This is a genomic window from Pseudaestuariivita sp., from assembly GCF_052825805.1.
The window spans coordinates 636,860-653,940 of record NZ_JBRBVB010000003.1; the positions used below are offsets into that span (position 1 = coordinate 636,860).

Genomic DNA, 17,081 nt, shown 5'->3' on the forward strand with positions numbered 1-17,081 from the left:
AGGTCGGGCATGGCGCGTGCGCGCCGGGAAGCGCAACAAATCAACGGAGCGCTCTTATGACCGACCGCGAAGTTCTCCTCAAAGTCCGCGGGCTCAAGCTCGAAGGCCGCACGGACGAGACCTGGAACTCCATCGTCAACGGGGTCGACCTGACCCTGCACAAGGGTGAAGTGCTCGGCCTCATCGGCGAGTCCGGCGCGGGCAAGTCCACGGTCGGCCTCGCCTCCATGGGGTTCTGCCGCGACGGCGTGCGCATCGCAGGCGGAAGCGTGGAGTTCGACGGCATCGACCTCGTGAACGCCTCGGCTGCGGTCAAGCGCTCGCTCCTCGGCAAGCGCATCGCCTATGTCGCGCAGTCGGCGGCGGCGTCCTTCAACCCCGCGCACAAGCTGATCGACCAGCACACCGAGGCGCCTGTGCAGCACGGCGTGAAGGGCAAGGCAGCCTCGGAAAAAGACGGGATGGAGCTTTACGCCAAGCTGCGCCTGCCAGACCCGGACAACATCGGCTTCCGCTACCCGCACCAGGTGTCGGGCGGTCAGCTGCAACGGGCGATGACGGCGATGGCGATGTCCTGCCGGCCGGACCTCATCATCTTTGACGAGCCGACGACGGCGCTCGACGTGACCACGCAGATCGAGGTGCTCGCCTCCATCCGCGACATCGTCGAGCAGTACGACACGGCTGCGATCTACATCACCCACGACCTCGCGGTGGTGGCGCAGATGGCGGACACGATCAAAGTCCTGCTGAAGGGCGACGAGGTCGAGGAGGCGGACACCCGCACCATGCTCTCCTCCCCCAAGGAAGAGTACACCAAGTCGCTCTGGGCGGTCCGGTCGTTCGAGCGTCCGCAAAAGCCCGCGGTGCAGACCGGTGCCACGCCCGTCATCGCGGTCAAGAACGTGACGGCCGCCTATGGGACGACACCGGTCCTCTTTGACGTGTCCTTCGACATCCACGAGGCGCGCACGGTAGCTGTGGTGGGCGAGTCCGGTTCGGGCAAGTCGACAACCGCGCGCTGTATCACGGGGCTGCTGCCGCCAAAGGAAGGGCATATCGAGTTCATGGGTCAGGCCCTGCCGCTCGATTACCGCAAGCGCAGCAAGGACCAGCTGCGCCAGGCACAGATGATCTACCAGATGGCTGACACCGCGCTGAACCCGCGCAAGACCATCGGAGAGCTGATCGGGCGCCCGGTCGAGTTTTACCTCGGGATGCGCGGCGCGGAAAAGCGCAAGCGGGTGGAATACCTGCTCGAACAGATCGAGCTGGAGCCGTCACAATATATCAACCGTCTGCCGTCCGAGCTGTCAGGCGGTCAGAAACAGCGGATCGGGATTGCGCGCGCGCTGGCGGCGGAGCCGCGGTTCATCATCTGCGACGAGGTGACCTCCGCGCTCGACCAGCTGGTCGCCGAGGGCATCCTCAAGCTGCTCGCGCGGCTGCAGGACGAGCTGGGCCTCAGCTACATGTTCATTACGCACGATCTTGCCACCGTCCGGGCGATCTCGGACGAAGTTGTGGTGATGAAGGACGGACGGGTGGTAGAACAAGGTCCGAAGGACGACATGTTCACGCCGCCGCACCACCCCTACACAGACCTGCTTCTGGCCTCGGTGCCAGAAATGGACCCGGACTGGCTCACCAATCTTTTGGCCCAACGCGGAGTTGATAACATCGGCGACGCGGCTGTTGATAAGATGAGCTAGCGAATCAAGCCCGGAGGCCGGGACGCCTCCATCACACTGCACGTCACAAACAGGGAGAGATGACATGCACAATATCAGCCGTCGTGGCCTTCTGAAAACCGGCGCAGCCGCCGGTGTTCTGGCCGCAACCGGTATGCCGCTGCGCGCGCAACAGCGCGGCGGAATGCTCAAACTGGGTCTCGCGGGCGCGAACACGTCCGACAGCTGGGACGGGCGCACGCACTCGGACAGCTACATGATCATGACCGCGCATGGCGCCGTCTTTGACTGCCTCACCGAAGTCGCCGCCAACGGTGAGCTGGTGGGCGAGCTCGCCGAGAGCTGGGAAGCCTCGGCAGACGCCAAGACCTGGACGTTCAAGCTGCGCCAGGGCGTGACCTTCCACAACGGCAAGCCGTTCGGCGCGGACGACGTGATCGAGTCGCTGAACCTGCACACCGCAGAGGGCGCGAAATCCGCGGCCAAGCCGATCGTCTCGGCCATCACCGAGATGAAGAAGATCAGCGATCACGAGCTGCAGTTCACGCTGAAGGACGGCAACGCCGACTTCCCGTTCCTGCTCTCGGACTACCACATCCTGATGTACCCGGCGGGCCAGGTGGATGAGGCGATCGCCAACGGCATTGGCACCGGCCTTTACAAGGTCGAGTCGTTCGACCCGGGCGTGCGCACGCTGCTGAGCCGCGTCGACAGCCACTACAAGGACGGCAACGCCGGCTGGTTCGACCAGATCGAAGTCATCGCGATCAACGACGCCTCGGCGCGGATGAACGCGCTGATGACCGGCCAGGTCGACGCCGTGAACCGCGTGGACTTCAAGACCGAGGCGCTGCTGCGCGCGAACCCGAACGTCAACATCATGGAAGTGACAGGCAACCAGCACTACACCTTCCCGATGCTGACCGGGCTCGATCCGTTCTCGAACCTCAAGGTCCGTCAGGCGCTCAAGCACGCGATCAACCGTCAGGAGATGGTCGACAAGATCCTGCTGGGTCACGGCGCAGTTGCCAACGACCACCCGATCGGTCCGGCCAACCAGTACTACGCGGCCGATCTCGAGCAGAACAGCTATGACCCGGACAAGGCGATGTCTCTGCTGAAAGAAGCCGGCCTCGACGGGATCAAGGTCGATCTGTCCGCCGCAAACGCCGCGTTTGCCGGCGCTGTCGACGCGGCGCAGCTCTACCAGGCGTCTGCCGCTTCGGCAGGCATCGAGATCAACGTCGTGCAGGAGCCCGACGATGGCTACTGGTCGAACGTCTGGCTGAAAAAGCCGTGGTGCGCCTGCTACTGGTCGGGCCGCGCGACAGAAGACTGGATGTTCTCGACCGCCTACGAATCGGGTGTGCCGTGGAACGACACCGGCTGGGAAAACGCACGCTTCCAGGAGCTGCTGCTGACCGCGCGCGCCGAGCTCGACTCGAACAAGCGCCGCGAGATGTACGGTGAAATGCAGATGCTCTGCTCGCAAGAGGGCGGCACGGTTGTCCCGATGTACGCGAACTACGTGGACGCACACTCCACCAAGCTCGCCAACTCCGGCACGATCGGCAACATCTTCCAGATGGACAGCTCGCGCCTGATGGAGCGGTGGTGGATGGCGTAAGCCTCACCGTTTGACTTTGAAGCGCCCCGTGGGAGACTGCGGGGCGTTTTGCTTTTGAGAGGTTTTGCGCCGCGCTGCGCGCATCGCGGTGGTTGGGGGGCCAGCCCCCCAAACCCCCCGGGATATTTTCAGCCAGAAGAAGGACCTTGGGTGGGGATACCTAGAGCACGTAGCGGCTGAGGTCGGTACTTTTGGTGAGTTCGCCCAAATGCTGTTCGACGAAGGCGGCGTCGACGGTGACCTCTTCGCCGGAGCGGTCGGGGGCGGTGAAGCTGAGTTCTTCGAAGACGCGTTCGAGCACCGTGTAGAGGCGGCGGGCGCCGATGTTTTCAACCGAGCTGTTCACCTCGGCGGCGATGCGCGCAAGGGCGGCGATGCCATCGGTCGTGAAGGTCACGGTGAGCGTTTCGGTCGCCATGAGCGCTTCGTATTGTTTGGTGAGCGCGTTGTCGGTCTCGGTCAGGATGCGGACGAAGTCGTCTTCGGTCAGGTCGCGCAGGGTAACGCGGATGGGCAGGCGGCCTTGCAGCTCGGGCAAAAGGTCCGAAGGTTTGGCGATGTGAAACGCGCCCGACGCGATGAAGAGGATGTGGTCGGTTTTCACAGGGCCATGCTTGGTGTTGACGGTGGTGCCTTCGATCAGGGGAAGGAGGTCGCGTTGCACGCCTTCGCGGCTGACGTCGCCGCCGCGCGCATCGGAGCGGGCGCAAACCTTGTCGATTTCGTCGAGAAAGACGATGCCGTTTTGCTCGACAGAGGTTAGCGCGGCGGTTTTGACAGTTTCGTCGTCGAGGAGCTTGTCGGCCTCGTCCGCGATCAACGTTTCATAACTTTCGGCAACTGTCATCGACTTGCGCATGGTGCGTCCACCGAAGGCTTTGCCGAACATCTCCCCGAGGTTCATCATGCCGGCGCCGGGCTGGCCGGGGATTTCGAACTGACCCATGGGGTTGGAGGTGTCGGCGATTTCGAGCTCGATCACGGTGTCGTCGAGATCGCCTGCCTTGAGCTTTTTGCGAAACATCTCGCGGGTGCTCTCGCGGGCGCCTTCGCCGGCAATGGCCTCGATCACGCGCTCTTCGGCGGCGGCGTGGGCGCGCGCCTTGACGTCCTCGCGCATGTGGTCGCGGGTTTGCACGATGGCGGCATCCACCAGGTCGCGGATGATCTGTTCGACGTCCCGCCCGACATAGCCGACCTCGGTGAACTTGGTCGCCTCGACCTTGAGGAAGGGCGCGCGCGCGAGTTTGGCGAGGCGGCGCGAGATCTCGGTCTTGCCGACGCCGGTGGGCCCGATCATCAGGATATTCTTGGGGTAGACCTCGTCGCGCAGATCGTCGGGCAGCTGTTTGCGGCGCCAGCGGTTGCGGAGGGCCACGGCGACGGCGCGTTTGGCGTCCTTTTGCCCGATGATGAAGCGGTCCAGTTCGGAGACGATTTCGCGGGGCGTGAGGTCGGTCATGGGGTCTTTCCTTTGCGTGATCGACAGATGGGGGGCGTCGGGCCGAAAGGCAAGCCGAGCGCGGCGATCACACGCGCGATCACATCGCTGTGCTGGGCTCTATGAAGGTGCGCCCGGATGTCGCAGGTTGTGCGCAGACCGCGCTTAGTGATGGAGGGTTACATGAACCGACGCGCATTTCTGGGATCCGTGGCTGCCGTGATGGCGGCGCCTGCCTTTGCCGGGGGACACGGTCGGATCGGGACGTTTACCGGGGCGTCGAACCACGTCACGCGTGGGCGTGCCGAATTGGTCAAGGAGGGAAGCACGTACACCGTGCATCTACTCGACGATTTCGTCTTTGACGGGGCGCCGGACCCCAAGGTTGCGCTTGGCCGGGATGGGTATGACGCGTCGACCTTGATGGGTCTGTTGAAGAAGAACCGCGGCGCGTCGTCCTACAAGGTGCCCGCGGGGATCAATGCGGACGATTACAATGAGGTGTGGATCTGGTGTGAGCGGTTCAATGTGCCGCTGGGCGTGGCGAAGTTGAGTTAGAGCAGGCGACCTTGAACCTGGTACGTACTGGCTCAATTCAAAGTTCCCGCCTGAAAGGCACCGTCAGGCCGCGCCGACCCGCCCCCGTCAAACCGAAGGTTTGCCTTCGGCAAAGTGGGCGGCGCGATTGCGCCACCCCGCGGGCCGGCGCGTGCACAACCATTTCGAAAGCATCAGATTTTAGGTGCGCTTTTGGGTCAAAGGCGAGGTCCCGGGTCAAGCCCGGGACGGGGGCGGCTGGGCGCTGGAGGGCGGCAGTTTGCTGAGCGGCAGGATTGGGGCGAGCGTGCGCAGGAGGCGCGCCCGGATACGCTCCCAGAACGCGCCGAGCAGCAGGAGGACGATGCCGAGGAGGAGGATGGCAAGCCCGCCGCCTTCCCCGCCGAAGACGGTAAAGGCAAGCGTCACGCAGTACCCTACGGCGGCGATCAGGAACGAGCGGCGGTCGATCACGATAGCGATTACGGCAAAGACGCCGAGCACCAGTGCGAGCGCGAAATTCATGCCTCCGCCCGCGAGCAGCGTCAGCGCGATGGTGTTGACCAGGGCGGGTGCGGCGATGATGTGCAGCCAGAACCCGTTGGCGGCGCGGCGCGTCACGCGGTGCGGGTCGGACATGTCGAACGCCATGGCGGCGACAAAGAACGCCACCCCGAGGCCAAGCGTGATCCAGGCGAACCCGCCGTCAGCCGAAAGCAGGAAGATGTCCGCCGGATTGCCCGGCGTTCCGTTTCGCGCCGCCGCCCACATGAGCGCCACGGCAAAGGCGCCCAGCGCGATCAGCGCCATGGCAAAGGGCACGCGAAACCGCAGCCAGTAGACAAAGATGGCCACGGTGGTGGCGGCGAGCGGCAGCGGCAGGCTCGTCAGGTCCTCCTGTGCCACCATGAACGGCTCCGCGAGGTAGGCCGAGAGTCCGATCAACGCGTTGCCCGCCCAAAAGATGGACAGGGTGATCGCGGGGGCCACCATGCGGCGGCGCCGGACAAAGTACTCGGACAGCGCCCAGAGGATCACCGCGCCGACGAGGGCGTAGCCAATCGCGCGCTGAAATATGTTGTCCTGGCCAAGCCCAGTCGAGATGCCGGCAAAGGTCAGATAGCCGGTCCCGAGGATCACGAGGCCGACGACGATGAAGATCTCGTTGAACCCTTTGAAGAGCTCGAAGGGTTCGTCCCCCGGCGCGAGGTTTTCGCGTGCGCCCCGGCGGCTGTCGGCGAGGGCGACGAGGCTGGCGGCTTGCGCTTCGTCCACGACGCCGGCGGCCACGGCGGCGCGCAGGTCGTCGCGGCTCATGATGGGGATGTCCCGGGCGGCGAGGGGGGCGCTCACGAGGCGGCCTTTTCCCGGGCGATCTCTTCGACGGTGAGGTTGCCGTTGGTGTAGACGCAGATGTCGGCGGCGATGGCCATGGCCTTGCGCGCGACCTCTTCGGCGGAGAAGTCCGTCTCCATCAGTCCGCGTGCGGCGGCGAGGGCGTAGTTCCCGCCCGACCCAATGGCGGTCACGTCGTGCTCGGGTTCCAGCACGTCACCTGCGCCGGTGATGACCAGCAGTGTGTCGCCGTCGGTGACGATCAGCATCGCTTCGAGCTTTTGCAGGTACTTGTCGGTGCGCCACTCCTTGGCCAGTTCGACGGAGGCGCGGGCGAGTTGGCCGGGGTGCGATTCCAGCTTGGTCTCGAGCCGTTCGAGCAAGGTGAACGCGTCGGCGGTGGAGCCGGCAAAGCCTGCCACGACGTCATGCCCGCCGGGGCTGAGGCGGCGCACCTTGCGGGCGGTGCCTTTGATGACCGTCTGGCCGAGGGAGACTTGTCCGTCGCCTGCGACGACCACGCTTCCGCCTTTCTTGACCCCGATGATCGTGGTGCCGTGCCATCCGGGGAAGCTGTCCTGTTGCATGCGCGGGTCTCCTTTGTCAGCTTATGTGAAAACTCTCGGCCCGCTTCGCAAGGCCGAAACGCGCAGAAAGGGCAGGCGTGGCAGGGCAGATCGACGTGAAAGAGGCCGCGCGCGAGACCTTTAGAGGCTTGGCGCGGCAGGCGGGGCTCGATGCGGCGCGGTTCGAGATGACGCGCACCTGGGTCAAAGATGACGCCCGCCGCCTGCATATCGTGGCGCGGTTCGACGGGCCTGAAGGGTCGGTGATGCTGAAACAGGCGTTTCGCCCGGAGGATGACACGGAGTTTAGCGGCATCGTCGCAGCGCACCGTGTGGCGGCGGAGGCGGTGCGGGACGTGCCGGGGGTGGACGTGCCGCAGGTGGTGGCGGTGGACAGCGAAAAGCGTGCGTTTCTGATGTCGCATCTGCCGGGGGAGACGTTGCTCGACCTGTGCCGCGCGACGGAGGACCACGCACCCTTGCTCGAGGCAACGGGGCGGTGGCTCTCGGCCTACCACGCCGGGACCTTTGAAGAAGAGCGCGTCTTTCAGCCCAAGTTCATGGCGCAGCATATGCTGCGGCTGGTGGACCAGATGGAACGCGGGGAGCGGAAGATCCGGGGGCAGAAAGCCTTCATCGAGTACGCTCGGCAGGTGCAGGCGCTGGTGCCGGACTGCTCGGATCAGATCAGCAAGATTGCGGCCAAGCATGGGGATCTCAACGCGCACAACATCCTAATCGGGGAGGGGAGCGTCGGGGCTTATGACTTTCTCCCGACCGGGCCGACGCCGGTGGGCTACGACATCGCGCGCATCCTTGTGAGTTACATGCAGATGGTCGGGGACATCTCCAAGCTGGAGCGGGGGGAGGTCGTTTCTAGCCCGGCGCGCGCGGCGTTCTTCGAAGGGTATACCTTTGTGCCCGAAAGCGACCCGGGGGTCCGCTTCCTGCAGCGTATCCAGCTTTTGAGTGATTGGAACCGGATGCACCATGGGCTGAGCCCGCGGTCGATCATCCGGTTCAAACGGCTTCGCGCGATGGCGAAGCGGGCGTTTGGCTGACCCCCTGAGAGGATCAGCCAGTAAGCGTTAGATGGACTCTTCGATCCAGCTTTGCAGCGCGGCTTTGGGAGCGGCGCCGGCGCGGTTCGAGACGACCTGACCGTCCTTGAAGATGAAGAGCGCGGGGATGCCGCGCACACCCATCGCGGCGGCGGCGTTCGGGTTGGAATCGACGTCGACCTTGGCGATCTTGACCTTGCCGTCCATCTCGGCGCTCAACTCTTCGAGCGCGGGGCCGATTTGTTTGCACGGACCGCACCACTCCGCCCAAAAGTCGACGACCACGGGGACATCGGAATTTTTGACTTCGGCGTCGAAGGTGTCGTCGGTGACTGCAACAGTACCCATGGTGTTCTCCTTTGGGGGCGAGTCGGAAACAGAGCGCGAACCTAGGCAGGCCCTTGGGATGCGTCAAGATGTACCGCGCGGCTGAGAGCCTCCATCACCATCTTGTGTGGCAGCGGTTGGACTGCGCCTGTGCTGGTCCAGATCAACGCGGTTTCGACGGTTTTGCCGGGGAACACCTGCGCAAGCGCGGCGGCATAGGCGCCCATTTGGCGCAGCAGGCCCTCGGGCACGTCTTCGGCGCTTTGTGGCACGACGGCATTGGATTTGAAATCGTAGGCGTGCACGATGTCATCGGTGACGATCAGCCGGTCGATCACGCCCGACATGCGCGCGCCGCCCAGCTGCGGCAAGGGCGCGGTGATCGGGACCTCGACCAGCGCGTCTTTGGCAAAAACGTGAGCCAGCGCGGGCGCATCGAGGCACGTCGCCACGTGGGCCAGCGCCTCTGCCAGGATGTCGGCGTGGTCCGCGCCTGCAAGCGTTTGTGCCGCCTCCACGCGCAGGGCGGGAGCAAGGGGAGGCAGGTGTTCGAGCAGGAGGTGCACTAGAGAGCCAAAGCGTTTGGCGGCGTCGGTGTCCTGTCCCAACTCGCCCGGCAGCGCCTTGGCACCGCCAAGGTCGGAGGGCGATAGCAGCGCTGTTTGGGGTGGAGGCACCGGCGCACGCTCGGTCACCCATTCCGGGAGAGCAGAAGGTGGCGTGCCTTGCGTGTCTTCTGCGGCTATGACGGCAGGCCACGCGTGACCGCCGAGACGGAGGCCGGGGCCTCCTTCCGCCAAGGCGGGCAGGTCCAAAAGCGCGGCATCACATTTCCGCATGCCGTCCGCGACCATGCCGTACCAGCTTTCATCCGGCTTTTTGCCGATGTCTCCCGCAGCGCAGACGATAAGGCGCTGCTCGGCGCGCGTCATGGCCACGTACAGCAAGCGGTCGCGTTCGGCTTGCTCCGCCTCGCGCGTGGCGGTGCTGACGCGAGAGGTTTGCGGGCAGGCGTCCGCGGCGTTTGGTCGCCAGAAGGCGCATCCGTCTGACACCAGAACCCGGTCCAGATCGCGCGGGCGCGACTTGTGCGTGTCGGGCAGGATCACCACCGGGGCCTCCAGCCCCTTGGCGCCGTGTACGGACATCACGCGCACCTCGTCGGCTTGCTGCGGGACCTGCCGCTTGATGGTCAGGTCATCGGTCTCCATCCACGCGAGGAACCCCGTCAGTGACGGGATTTCGGCCTGCTCGTAGGCGAGCGCCTGGCTGAGGAGCGCGTTGATCCCGTCCTCGGCCTGCACACCCAGCCGAGAAAGCAGCCGGGTGCGCCCGTCGTACCGGGTCAGGATACGCTCGAGCAGGTCGAAGGGGCGCAGAAAGTCCGTCTGCGCCATGAGCGCGTGAAAGACCTCCGCGGTCTCGCGGTGCTCGGGTGCCTCGCGCAGCGCGTGCCAGAGGAAGGGCGATGTGCGGTGATGTGCCAGCGTGTAGAGCTGTTGCTCGGTCCAGCCGAAGAGCGGGCTTTTGAGCACGGCGGCGAGGGACAGGTTGTCCTCCGGCAGGGCCAGCACCGACAGCATGGCGCGCAGGTCGCGCACGGCGAGTTCGGCGCCCACCTTGATCCGGTCGTTGCCAGCGGTCGGCACGCCGGCCTCCTTGAGAGCGCGGATGATCTCGGGGAAGACGCCGGTGCGCGAGCGGACGAGGATCAGAAAGTCGCCGGGCTTGGCGGGACGGGCCATCCAGTCCCCCTCGGGCGTGCGGATCGCGATGGGCGTTTCGGTGTCGAGCATCCGCTTGATTTCACTGGCCACGTGCCCTGCCAGCACGCGCTGGGCGTCGCTGGGTTGCACGACGTCGACGGGGTCCTCGAAATCGGGCTGCTCGGGGGTCTCTTCCTTGGCGATCACGGGCCAGAGGTCGACCTGTCCCGGCATCGCGTCGTGGAAGGCCCGGTGCGTGCCTTGCGCGTCGAAACCAGAGGTGGTCTTGCCTTGCAGCGTTTCATCGACCAGCGACAGGATTTCGGGAGCGGAGCGGAACGAGTGCTGCAGCGTGCGGTCCTGGAGCGGTGCCGTGCCGTGCGCGAGGCGGTCGGAGAACGTGCCGCGCATCCGGTCGAATGCGCCGGGGTCCGCGCCCTGAAACGAGTAGATCGACTGTTTCTTGTCCCCCACCACAAAAAGCGTGCGTGCGCGGTTGGCGCCTGCGCCTTCGCCGCTGGTGATCTCGAGCGCGAGGCGGTCGATGACCTCCCATTGCAGGGGAGAGGTGTCCTGTGCCTCGTCCACGAGGATGTGCTCGATCCCGCCGTCGAGCCGGTAGAGCACCCATTGCGCCGCCTCCGGGTCCGTCAGCAGCGCGCGGGCCTTGTTCACCAGATCGTCGTAGTCGAGCACGCCCTGGGCGGTCTTGGCCGCGTCATAGGCGGGCAAGAAGGTCTGAGCAAAGCGGTGGAGCGCCTCGGTCCGGTCGACGTTTTCGAGCGCGATGCGGCGGCGGCGGGCGTCCTCGACGGCCTGCATCCAGTCGCGAATCCATTCCGCTTGCTCGGGGTTATCCTCCCTCATGTCCTTGACCGGGAAGTTGGCGCGCGGGGTACCGGTTTTGGTGAGGAACACCTCTTCGAGAATTGGGACAGCGGACGCGTCTAGCGCAGTGATCTGGGTCAGCTTCTCGCCAGCTTTGATCATCGTCGAGGTCGAGGATTTGAGGTCTGCGACAAAGGCTGCCAAGCTGTGCATGTCGCCGGGAGCCAGCGCCTGCTCGGCAGCATCAGCGACGGTGTAGCCCGCTGGCAATCCATACCACCCGCAGATCGTATCCCGCGTTACGGGGCGGGTGAAGGCGTCGCGGTGACGGACCATCAGCTCGGTCAGCTTCTCGAAGGTCTCTGATCCCATCGCCATCGCGAGCGCTTCGACCAGAGGGGCGTGCGGGCCAGAGGCCATGCGCTCGACCACGTCGGCACGGAGCAGCTCGGCGCTGCGCTCGTCGATTTCCTGGAAATTCGGGCTGACGCCGGCCTCGAGGGGGAACCGGCGCAGGAGCGTCGCGCAGAAGGAGTGGATGGTCTGGATTTTGAGCCCGCCCGGCGTCTCGATCGCCTTGGCAAAGAGCGTGCGCGCCTTGCCGAGGGTCTCGTCGTCAAAGGGGCCGTCCTCCCCGAGTTCGCGCAGCGCCGTCACCAGGTCGGCGCTCTCGAGCATCACCCACCCGCCGAGGCGCTGGAAGAGGCGGTTCTGCATCTCGGACGCGGCGGCGGTCGTGTAGGTCAGGCACAGGATTTGCTCGGGCGCGACGTCACGCAGCAAGAGGCGCGCCACCCGGTCGGTCAGCACGCGCGTCTTGCCCGAGCCTGCGTTGGCGGACAGCCATGTATTCGCGAGCGGCTGGGCGGCGATGTGCTGGGCGAGGGTGGCGTCGTCGCGGGGCGTCATGTGATCACCTGCACGTCTGCGCGGGTGGTGAAGTCCCACTCGCCAAACCGGGCGAGGTGATCGTAATCCCACTCGAACCGGTCCTTTTCAGCGGCTCTACGCGAGGTGAACCCGTGGCCGGGCTTGAGCGTGCGGGTGAGCAGAGTTTCGAGGTCCTCCCACACCTGATCGAGGGTGACGCGTTTGGTCTTGCCGTCCTCGGAGGTCTCGCCGATGGGCGCTTCGGTCGTCTTGAGCGCGGCGTTGAGGCTGAGGTAGCTGGCGCCTGCCACCTCGCGTTTGCCGACGGCCTCGAAGGCGCCGCGCGCGACCATGGCGGCCTCGATCAAGAGCTGTCGGTCGTAGGCAAGCTGCTGGGCGGGCGTCGGTGCTGCGCCTGTCTTGTAATCGTAAATCACGGCGGTGCCGGCCTCGGTCAGGTCGATCCGGTCGGCGCGCCCTCGAAGCGTCACGCCAAGGGTCGGCAGGGTGATCTCGCCGTCCGTTTCGAGCCTAAAGGGCGTCGTAGTCTCTTGGCGTGCGCGCTCGTCCGCCACGAATTGCGCGGCACGGGTGGCCATTTGCGCGGTCCAGAGCGTGGCCGTGGAGCTCCAGGGCACGTTGCCGTGCAGCTCTTCGCGGACGATCTGCAGGAGCGTGTCCGTGTCGAGCGTGCCGCCTTTGATGAAACGTTCGAGGGCGGTGTGCAGAAGCGTGCCGCGCTCGCGCATGTCGGGCTGGCGCACGACGGGATTGAGCTTGCGCAGCCGCAGCACGTCACGGGCGTAAATCGCGTAGGGGTCGCGGCGGAGCCGGGCGATGTCCGTCACACGCAACTTGCGGGGCCGCACGTGCACCGGCGGTGCGGGCGAGGGACGCGGCGCGGGAGCCGTCGGGCTGACCGCCTCGAGCGCGGCGACACGGTCGAGCCAAAGGTGGCCGCGGGCGCGGGCGGCTTTCCATGCCTCGGGGCCGTTCTGCGCGGTGAGCCCGGTCATCAGGTTGCCAAGGCGGTTGAGCCAGCGCGACGGCACCGTCTCGGTGTCGTCCGAGCGCGCGGCGCGGGTCAGCCAGACCTCCGGCGCGGCGGCGGCCATCTGGAAGTCGTGTGCCGACAGCCCGATCTGCCGGTCCGGGAGCAGCAGCCCCGCCCGGTGCCGCAGGGTGCGGTTGAGCCAAGGATCGGGCGCAGGCGCCTTGGGCCAGGTGCCTTCGTTCAGGCCGGCCAGAATCACCGTGTCGGCGCCTTGCACGCGCGCCTCTAGGGTTCCCCAGATCAGCACGTGAGGGTGGGCGGCATCGCGGTCGCGGACCTCTTCGCGGCGTAGGAGCGCGGCGTGCAGGCTGGTGTATTCCGCAGCCGTCAGGGTCCCGCCAAGGTGCGCCTCGTCCATCAGCGTGTCGACGACGCGCCGCGCCTTGATCCCGGCGTTCTCGCGCCAAAGCTCGCCGGTGTCTTCACCGGATGGGCCTTGGCTGAGCGCTTCGGCGGTTTTGATGTGCAGGGCGACCCAGTCCTGAAGCGGGCGCGCGGCGTTGTCCGGCGCGAAGGCTTCGGCGGTGTCCAGAGCCGTGGTCAGCCACGCTCCCCAGCCCGCCGCGCCGCGTCCGTCGGCAAAGTCGCGGATCATGGCGCGGGTGGGGAAGGCGACCTCCTTGCGGCGCAGCGCAATTTCGAGATCGCGTGTCAGGAGCTGGTGCCGGTTGCGCCCGCCCGCCGAGTGGGTCAGCGGATGCTTGAGCAGGACGAGCAGCGCTTCGAGCGTCAGTCGCCCTTGCCAGAGCGTGCCGACGTGGCGCAGGAACCGGCCCGGCGGCGAGAGGTGCAGCGGCTGGCCGGCACTGTCGTCGGGAATGATCCCCCACCGGTCGAGCGCGGCCGCGACGCGCCGGGTCAGCGTGCGGTCCGGGGTCACGAGCGCTGCCGTCTTTCCGTCTTCAGCCGCCGCGCGCAGGCGGAGCGCGATGGCGAGGGCCTCGTCCCGGGGGGAGGGCGCCTCGAGGAGGGTCACGCCGTCGAGTACGTGTGTCAGATCGCCAAGCGCCGGTCCCTCCTGCCGCCATTGATCGGTCACGGGTGCCGGGCGCAGGGCGAGGGACAGGAGTTGTGTGCGATGCGCGGCTTTGCTTGCGGTTGATGTCCATGTCACAACTTCGTGAGCCGTTTTGCCAACATGCGACAACAAACGCGCATAGCGGAACTGCGGGTGATCTTCGGACGTGAGCGCATTCGTAAGCTCGTCCCAGACCGCCGCCGGCATGTCGTGGTCGAACCCGGGCAGGATCACGCCGCAACCGGGCAGTTGCGCGAGCGCGCACATCAGGCGGTGCGTCGGGCCGCGGGAACCTGTGGAGCCAGCGACGTAGATCGGGTGGCGAGGCGGGGTCTCCTCCCACGCGGCGACAAGGTGATCGACGATGGCGGCATGCCGCGCGTCTGCGCTTAGAGTCTCATCTGCGGCCAGATACTCCGCCACGATGCCGAAGAACGTCTGCGCGCGCGCCCAGTGGCCGGACTGGTCGTCGGTGTCGAGAGTGGCGATGGTTTCGGGCGTGACGCCCTCGCCCTGCATCTCGTCCATGAGTGCGATCAGGCTGTCGGCGAGGTCGTAGAGCGCCGCGCTGGGCGCCAGCCCCGGTTGCCGCGCGATCAGGGCCTGGATCAGGGACACGATGCGCAGCCGCTGGCGCAGCGGGGGACACGCCTCCGGCAGTGGAGGCGCGCCGGGGGGTGGCGACAGCTCGGTGATGACTTCGATCCGGGGGAGCAGCCGGGGCGGGCCGGCGGCGTAGAGCGCGGCGAGGCGTCGCTCCATCCGGCGGGTGTTCACGATCAGCGTCACGCGCGCGAGGTCGAGGGGGTCCGGGTGGCGCGTGTCGAGGCCGGCGATCAGGGCGGCGGCAAAGTCGACGCCGGGCGGCAGGGCGTAGACGGTCATGGCGTGAGCATCCGTTGGGCGATGGCGATCCCGCCTGGGTGGCCGACGTCGCACCAGGCGCCCGGGTGCGACGTGCCGTGCAGCCGTCCTTTGGCCGCAAGCCGGGTCCAGATTGCGTTGAGGGAAAAGACATCCTCGGGGTGAGCAGCGACGACCTCGGGCGCGATGATCTGCGCGCCGGTGTAGACGAGCGTGCCGCCGCGCGAGAGCGCGCCGTCCGCGTTGAGGGTGAAGTCGCCGACGCCGCTGCGCCCGTGCACCCGGCCTATCGGCACGCAGAGGAGCAGCGCGTCCATGCGCGCAGGGTCCCACGCGGCGATGAGCGAGGACAGCGCGGGAGGTCCGGTCCAGACGGCGTCGGTGTTGAGCGTGACCACGGGGCCTTTCCCGAGTAGTGGCAGGGCGTGTTTCAGCCCGCCGCCGGTGTCGAGGATCTTTGGTGTCTCGTGCGACAGTGTCAGGCCATGCGCTTCGGCGTAGGCGGCGATTTGGTCCGCGTGGTGATGCGCGTTCACCACTTGGCGGCCAATGTCATGCCCTTCGATCTGTGCGCGGGCATGGTCGAGGAGAGGGCGGCCGGCCACCTCGATCAGCGGCTTGGGCGTGTGGTGGGTCAGCGGCCGCATGCGTGTGCCGAACCCGGCGGCAAAGAACATGGCTCCGGTCGGTGTCATGGCTGCGCCTCCAACTCGGGGAAGGCCGGGGCGAGCAGCGCTGCGAGGGGCACGCAGACAGGGTGGCGCAGGCAGGCCACCGTGTGGGCGCGGACGCGCGGGACCAGCGCCTGGTAGCGGGTGCGTCCCTGCGCGTGAAACTTGGCAAAGAGGCCGAGGATGCGCAGGTTGCGCTGCGCGCCTTGCAGCGCCATGGCCGCCTCGAGCCGGTCTTCGTTCCAGTCCGTGACCTCGCAAAACGCGGTGATCGCGGAGGTGCGCGCCTTGGCCGAGACGTCGCGGCGCGCGTCCTGCAGGAGGGAGGCCATGTCGTAGCTCGCGTGTCCGGCCAGCGCGTCCTGAAAGTCCAGCAGGCCGATCTCGGCGATACCTGAGCGGTCCTGGAGCCACATCAGGTTGTCGCTGTGGAAATCACGCAGGATCATCACATCCGTCTCGGGTGTGTGCTTTTCGAGGAGCGTGTGCAGGGTCGTGCGGACCGCGTCTGCGTCGATGCTGTCTGGCGCCGCCCATGCGAAGAATGGATCGAGCGCCGCTGCCATCTCCGCCGGGCCATAGGGGGCGAGCCAATCCGGTAGGCTGGCTTTGTGCAGGTGTCCCAGCAGTCTGCCGCATTGGGCGTAAAGGTGCGTCTCGTCTGAGGGATCCGCGGCGCTTGCCTCGGTCACGGAGATTGCGCCGAAATCTTCGAGCAACAGCAGACCCGTGGCCTTGTCCCAAGCGTAGATCTCCGGTGCGCTCAGCCCGATGCCGGAAAGGTGGCGCGCGACGCGCACAAAGGGGGCGGTGGCCTCCCGGTCCGGCGGTGCGTCCATCAGGACGGACGTTTGCCCCCCTTGCGCCAGCCGGATGTAGCTGCGGGCGGAGGCGTCTCCGGCGATGGGAGACCTTGCGGCATCGCCCCAGCCTGCGGCGTCCAGGAACGGGTCGATCTCGGCGGTGCGTGTGGCGGCGCCCGTCATGGCACGCACCTCGGCATCCGGTCCGCCCACAAGTCGGCATCGCCGGTCGCGGTGAGCGTGCGGCTCGCGCCGTCCTCTGTGACCTCAAATCGCAGCGTCAACGCGGTGTCCGGCCGGTCTGTTCCCAGCCGGTCGGGCCATTCGATCAGGCAGATCGCGTCCTCCATCGCCTCTTCGAGACCCAGCTCGACGAGCTCGGACGGGTCCGACAGGCGGTAAAGATCGCAGTGCCAGATCTCCACGTCCGGCGCCGCGTAGGTCTGCACGAGGGTGAACGTGGGGGAGGGGACGTCCTCCGCGCGCTCGAGCCGGGTCTGGATCAGACGTCGGGCAAAGTGGGTCTTGCCAGCGCCGATCCCCCCTTCGAGCAGCAGCACGTCCCCGGCGGCCAGATGCGGCGCGCAGGCCGCCGCATAGTGGTCCGTGGCGTCCGGGTCCGGCAGGTGCAGCGAAAAGAGGGGGCGCGTCGTCATGCCCTTTGATGGCAACCCCGGGGCAC

The 17,081-nt window shown here is 66.6% G+C and carries 13 protein-coding genes; 4 read left to right on the plus strand and 9 right to left on the minus strand.

Annotated elements, in window-relative coordinates; translation table 11 throughout:
• Positions 1-56 precede the first annotated feature (56 nt).
• Complete coding sequence (locus ACU0B3_RS07355; RefSeq protein WP_446260172.1) at positions 57-1,712, plus strand: ABC transporter ATP-binding protein; 1,656 nt, start codon at positions 57-59, stop codon at positions 1,710-1,712.
• Positions 1,713-1,776: 64 nt separating this feature from the next.
• Positions 1,777-3,318, plus strand: coding sequence for an ABC transporter substrate-binding protein (locus ACU0B3_RS07360; protein ID WP_446260173.1), 1,542 nt, complete (start codon positions 1,777-1,779; stop codon positions 3,316-3,318).
• 160 nt (positions 3,319-3,478) lie between these two features.
• Here the strand turns inward: ACU0B3_RS07360 and hslU are convergent, their stop codons facing one another.
• Positions 3,479-4,780, minus strand: a complete 1,302-nt coding sequence (gene hslU / locus ACU0B3_RS07365) for an ATP-dependent protease ATPase subunit HslU (protein WP_446260174.1) — start codon at positions 4,778-4,780, stop codon at positions 3,479-3,481.
• A 162-nt stretch (positions 4,781-4,942) separates the two neighbouring features.
• Between hslU and ACU0B3_RS07370 the strand changes: the two genes are divergently transcribed.
• On the plus strand, positions 4,943-5,317 hold the full coding sequence (locus ACU0B3_RS07370; protein ID WP_446260175.1) for a DM13 domain-containing protein: 375 nt from the start codon (positions 4,943-4,945) through the stop codon (positions 5,315-5,317).
• Between the two features lie 216 nt (positions 5,318-5,533).
• On the opposite strand, the gene ACU0B3_RS07375 is transcribed toward ACU0B3_RS07370, so the two are convergent.
• Both ACU0B3_RS07375 and hslV read right to left on the minus strand, forming a co-directional pair.
• Entirely contained in the window at positions 5,534-6,616 is a 1,083-nt protein-coding gene (locus ACU0B3_RS07375) for a hypothetical protein (protein WP_446260223.1), read from the minus strand.
• A 29-nt stretch (positions 6,617-6,645) separates the two neighbouring features.
• Positions 6,646-7,218, minus strand: a complete 573-nt coding sequence (gene hslV / locus ACU0B3_RS07380) for an ATP-dependent protease subunit HslV (RefSeq protein ID WP_446260176.1) — start codon at positions 7,216-7,218, stop codon at positions 6,646-6,648.
• Between the two features lie 77 nt (positions 7,219-7,295).
• On the opposite strand from hslV, the gene ACU0B3_RS07385 reads away from it, so the two are divergent.
• A complete protein-coding gene (locus tag ACU0B3_RS07385; protein ID WP_446260177.1) occupies positions 7,296-8,258 on the plus strand; it encodes a phosphotransferase in 963 nt (320 codons plus the stop codon).
• 27 nt (positions 8,259-8,285) lie between these two features.
• Here ACU0B3_RS07385 and trxA read toward each other — a convergent pair whose 3' ends face one another.
• From trxA to tsaE, 6 genes are read right to left on the minus strand one after another with little or no spacing between them, the layout of a single operon-like run.
• The gene (gene trxA, locus ACU0B3_RS07390; protein ID WP_446260178.1) at positions 8,286-8,606 is read right to left on the minus strand and encodes a thioredoxin; all 321 of its coding nucleotides are present in this window, start codon (positions 8,604-8,606) and stop codon (positions 8,286-8,288) included.
• A 41-nt stretch (positions 8,607-8,647) separates the two neighbouring features.
• A complete protein-coding gene (gene addA / locus ACU0B3_RS07395) occupies positions 8,648-12,028 on the minus strand; it encodes a double-strand break repair helicase AddA (RefSeq protein WP_446260179.1) in 3,381 nt (1,126 codons plus the stop codon).
• Positions 12,025-14,946: a double-strand break repair protein AddB gene (addB, locus tag ACU0B3_RS07400; RefSeq protein ID WP_446260180.1), complete on the minus strand. Its 2,922-nt coding sequence runs from the start codon at positions 14,944-14,946 to the stop codon at positions 12,025-12,027. Before addB ends, addA begins: the two co-directional genes overlap by 4 nt.
• The gene (locus ACU0B3_RS07405; RefSeq protein ID WP_446260181.1) at positions 14,943-15,620 is read right to left on the minus strand and encodes a nucleotidyltransferase family protein; all 678 of its coding nucleotides are present in this window, start codon (positions 15,618-15,620) and stop codon (positions 14,943-14,945) included. The genes addB and ACU0B3_RS07405 overlap by 4 nt, the downstream gene beginning before the upstream one ends.
• Entirely contained in the window at positions 15,617-16,582 is a 966-nt protein-coding gene (locus ACU0B3_RS07410; RefSeq protein WP_446260182.1) for an aminoglycoside phosphotransferase family protein, read from the minus strand. Before ACU0B3_RS07410 ends, ACU0B3_RS07405 begins: the two co-directional genes overlap by 4 nt.
• Complete coding sequence (gene tsaE / locus ACU0B3_RS07415; RefSeq protein ID WP_446260183.1) at positions 16,579-17,055, minus strand: tRNA (adenosine(37)-N6)-threonylcarbamoyltransferase complex ATPase subunit type 1 TsaE; 477 nt, start codon at positions 17,053-17,055, stop codon at positions 16,579-16,581. The genes ACU0B3_RS07410 and tsaE overlap by 4 nt, the downstream gene beginning before the upstream one ends.
• Positions 17,056-17,081 lie beyond the last annotated feature (26 nt).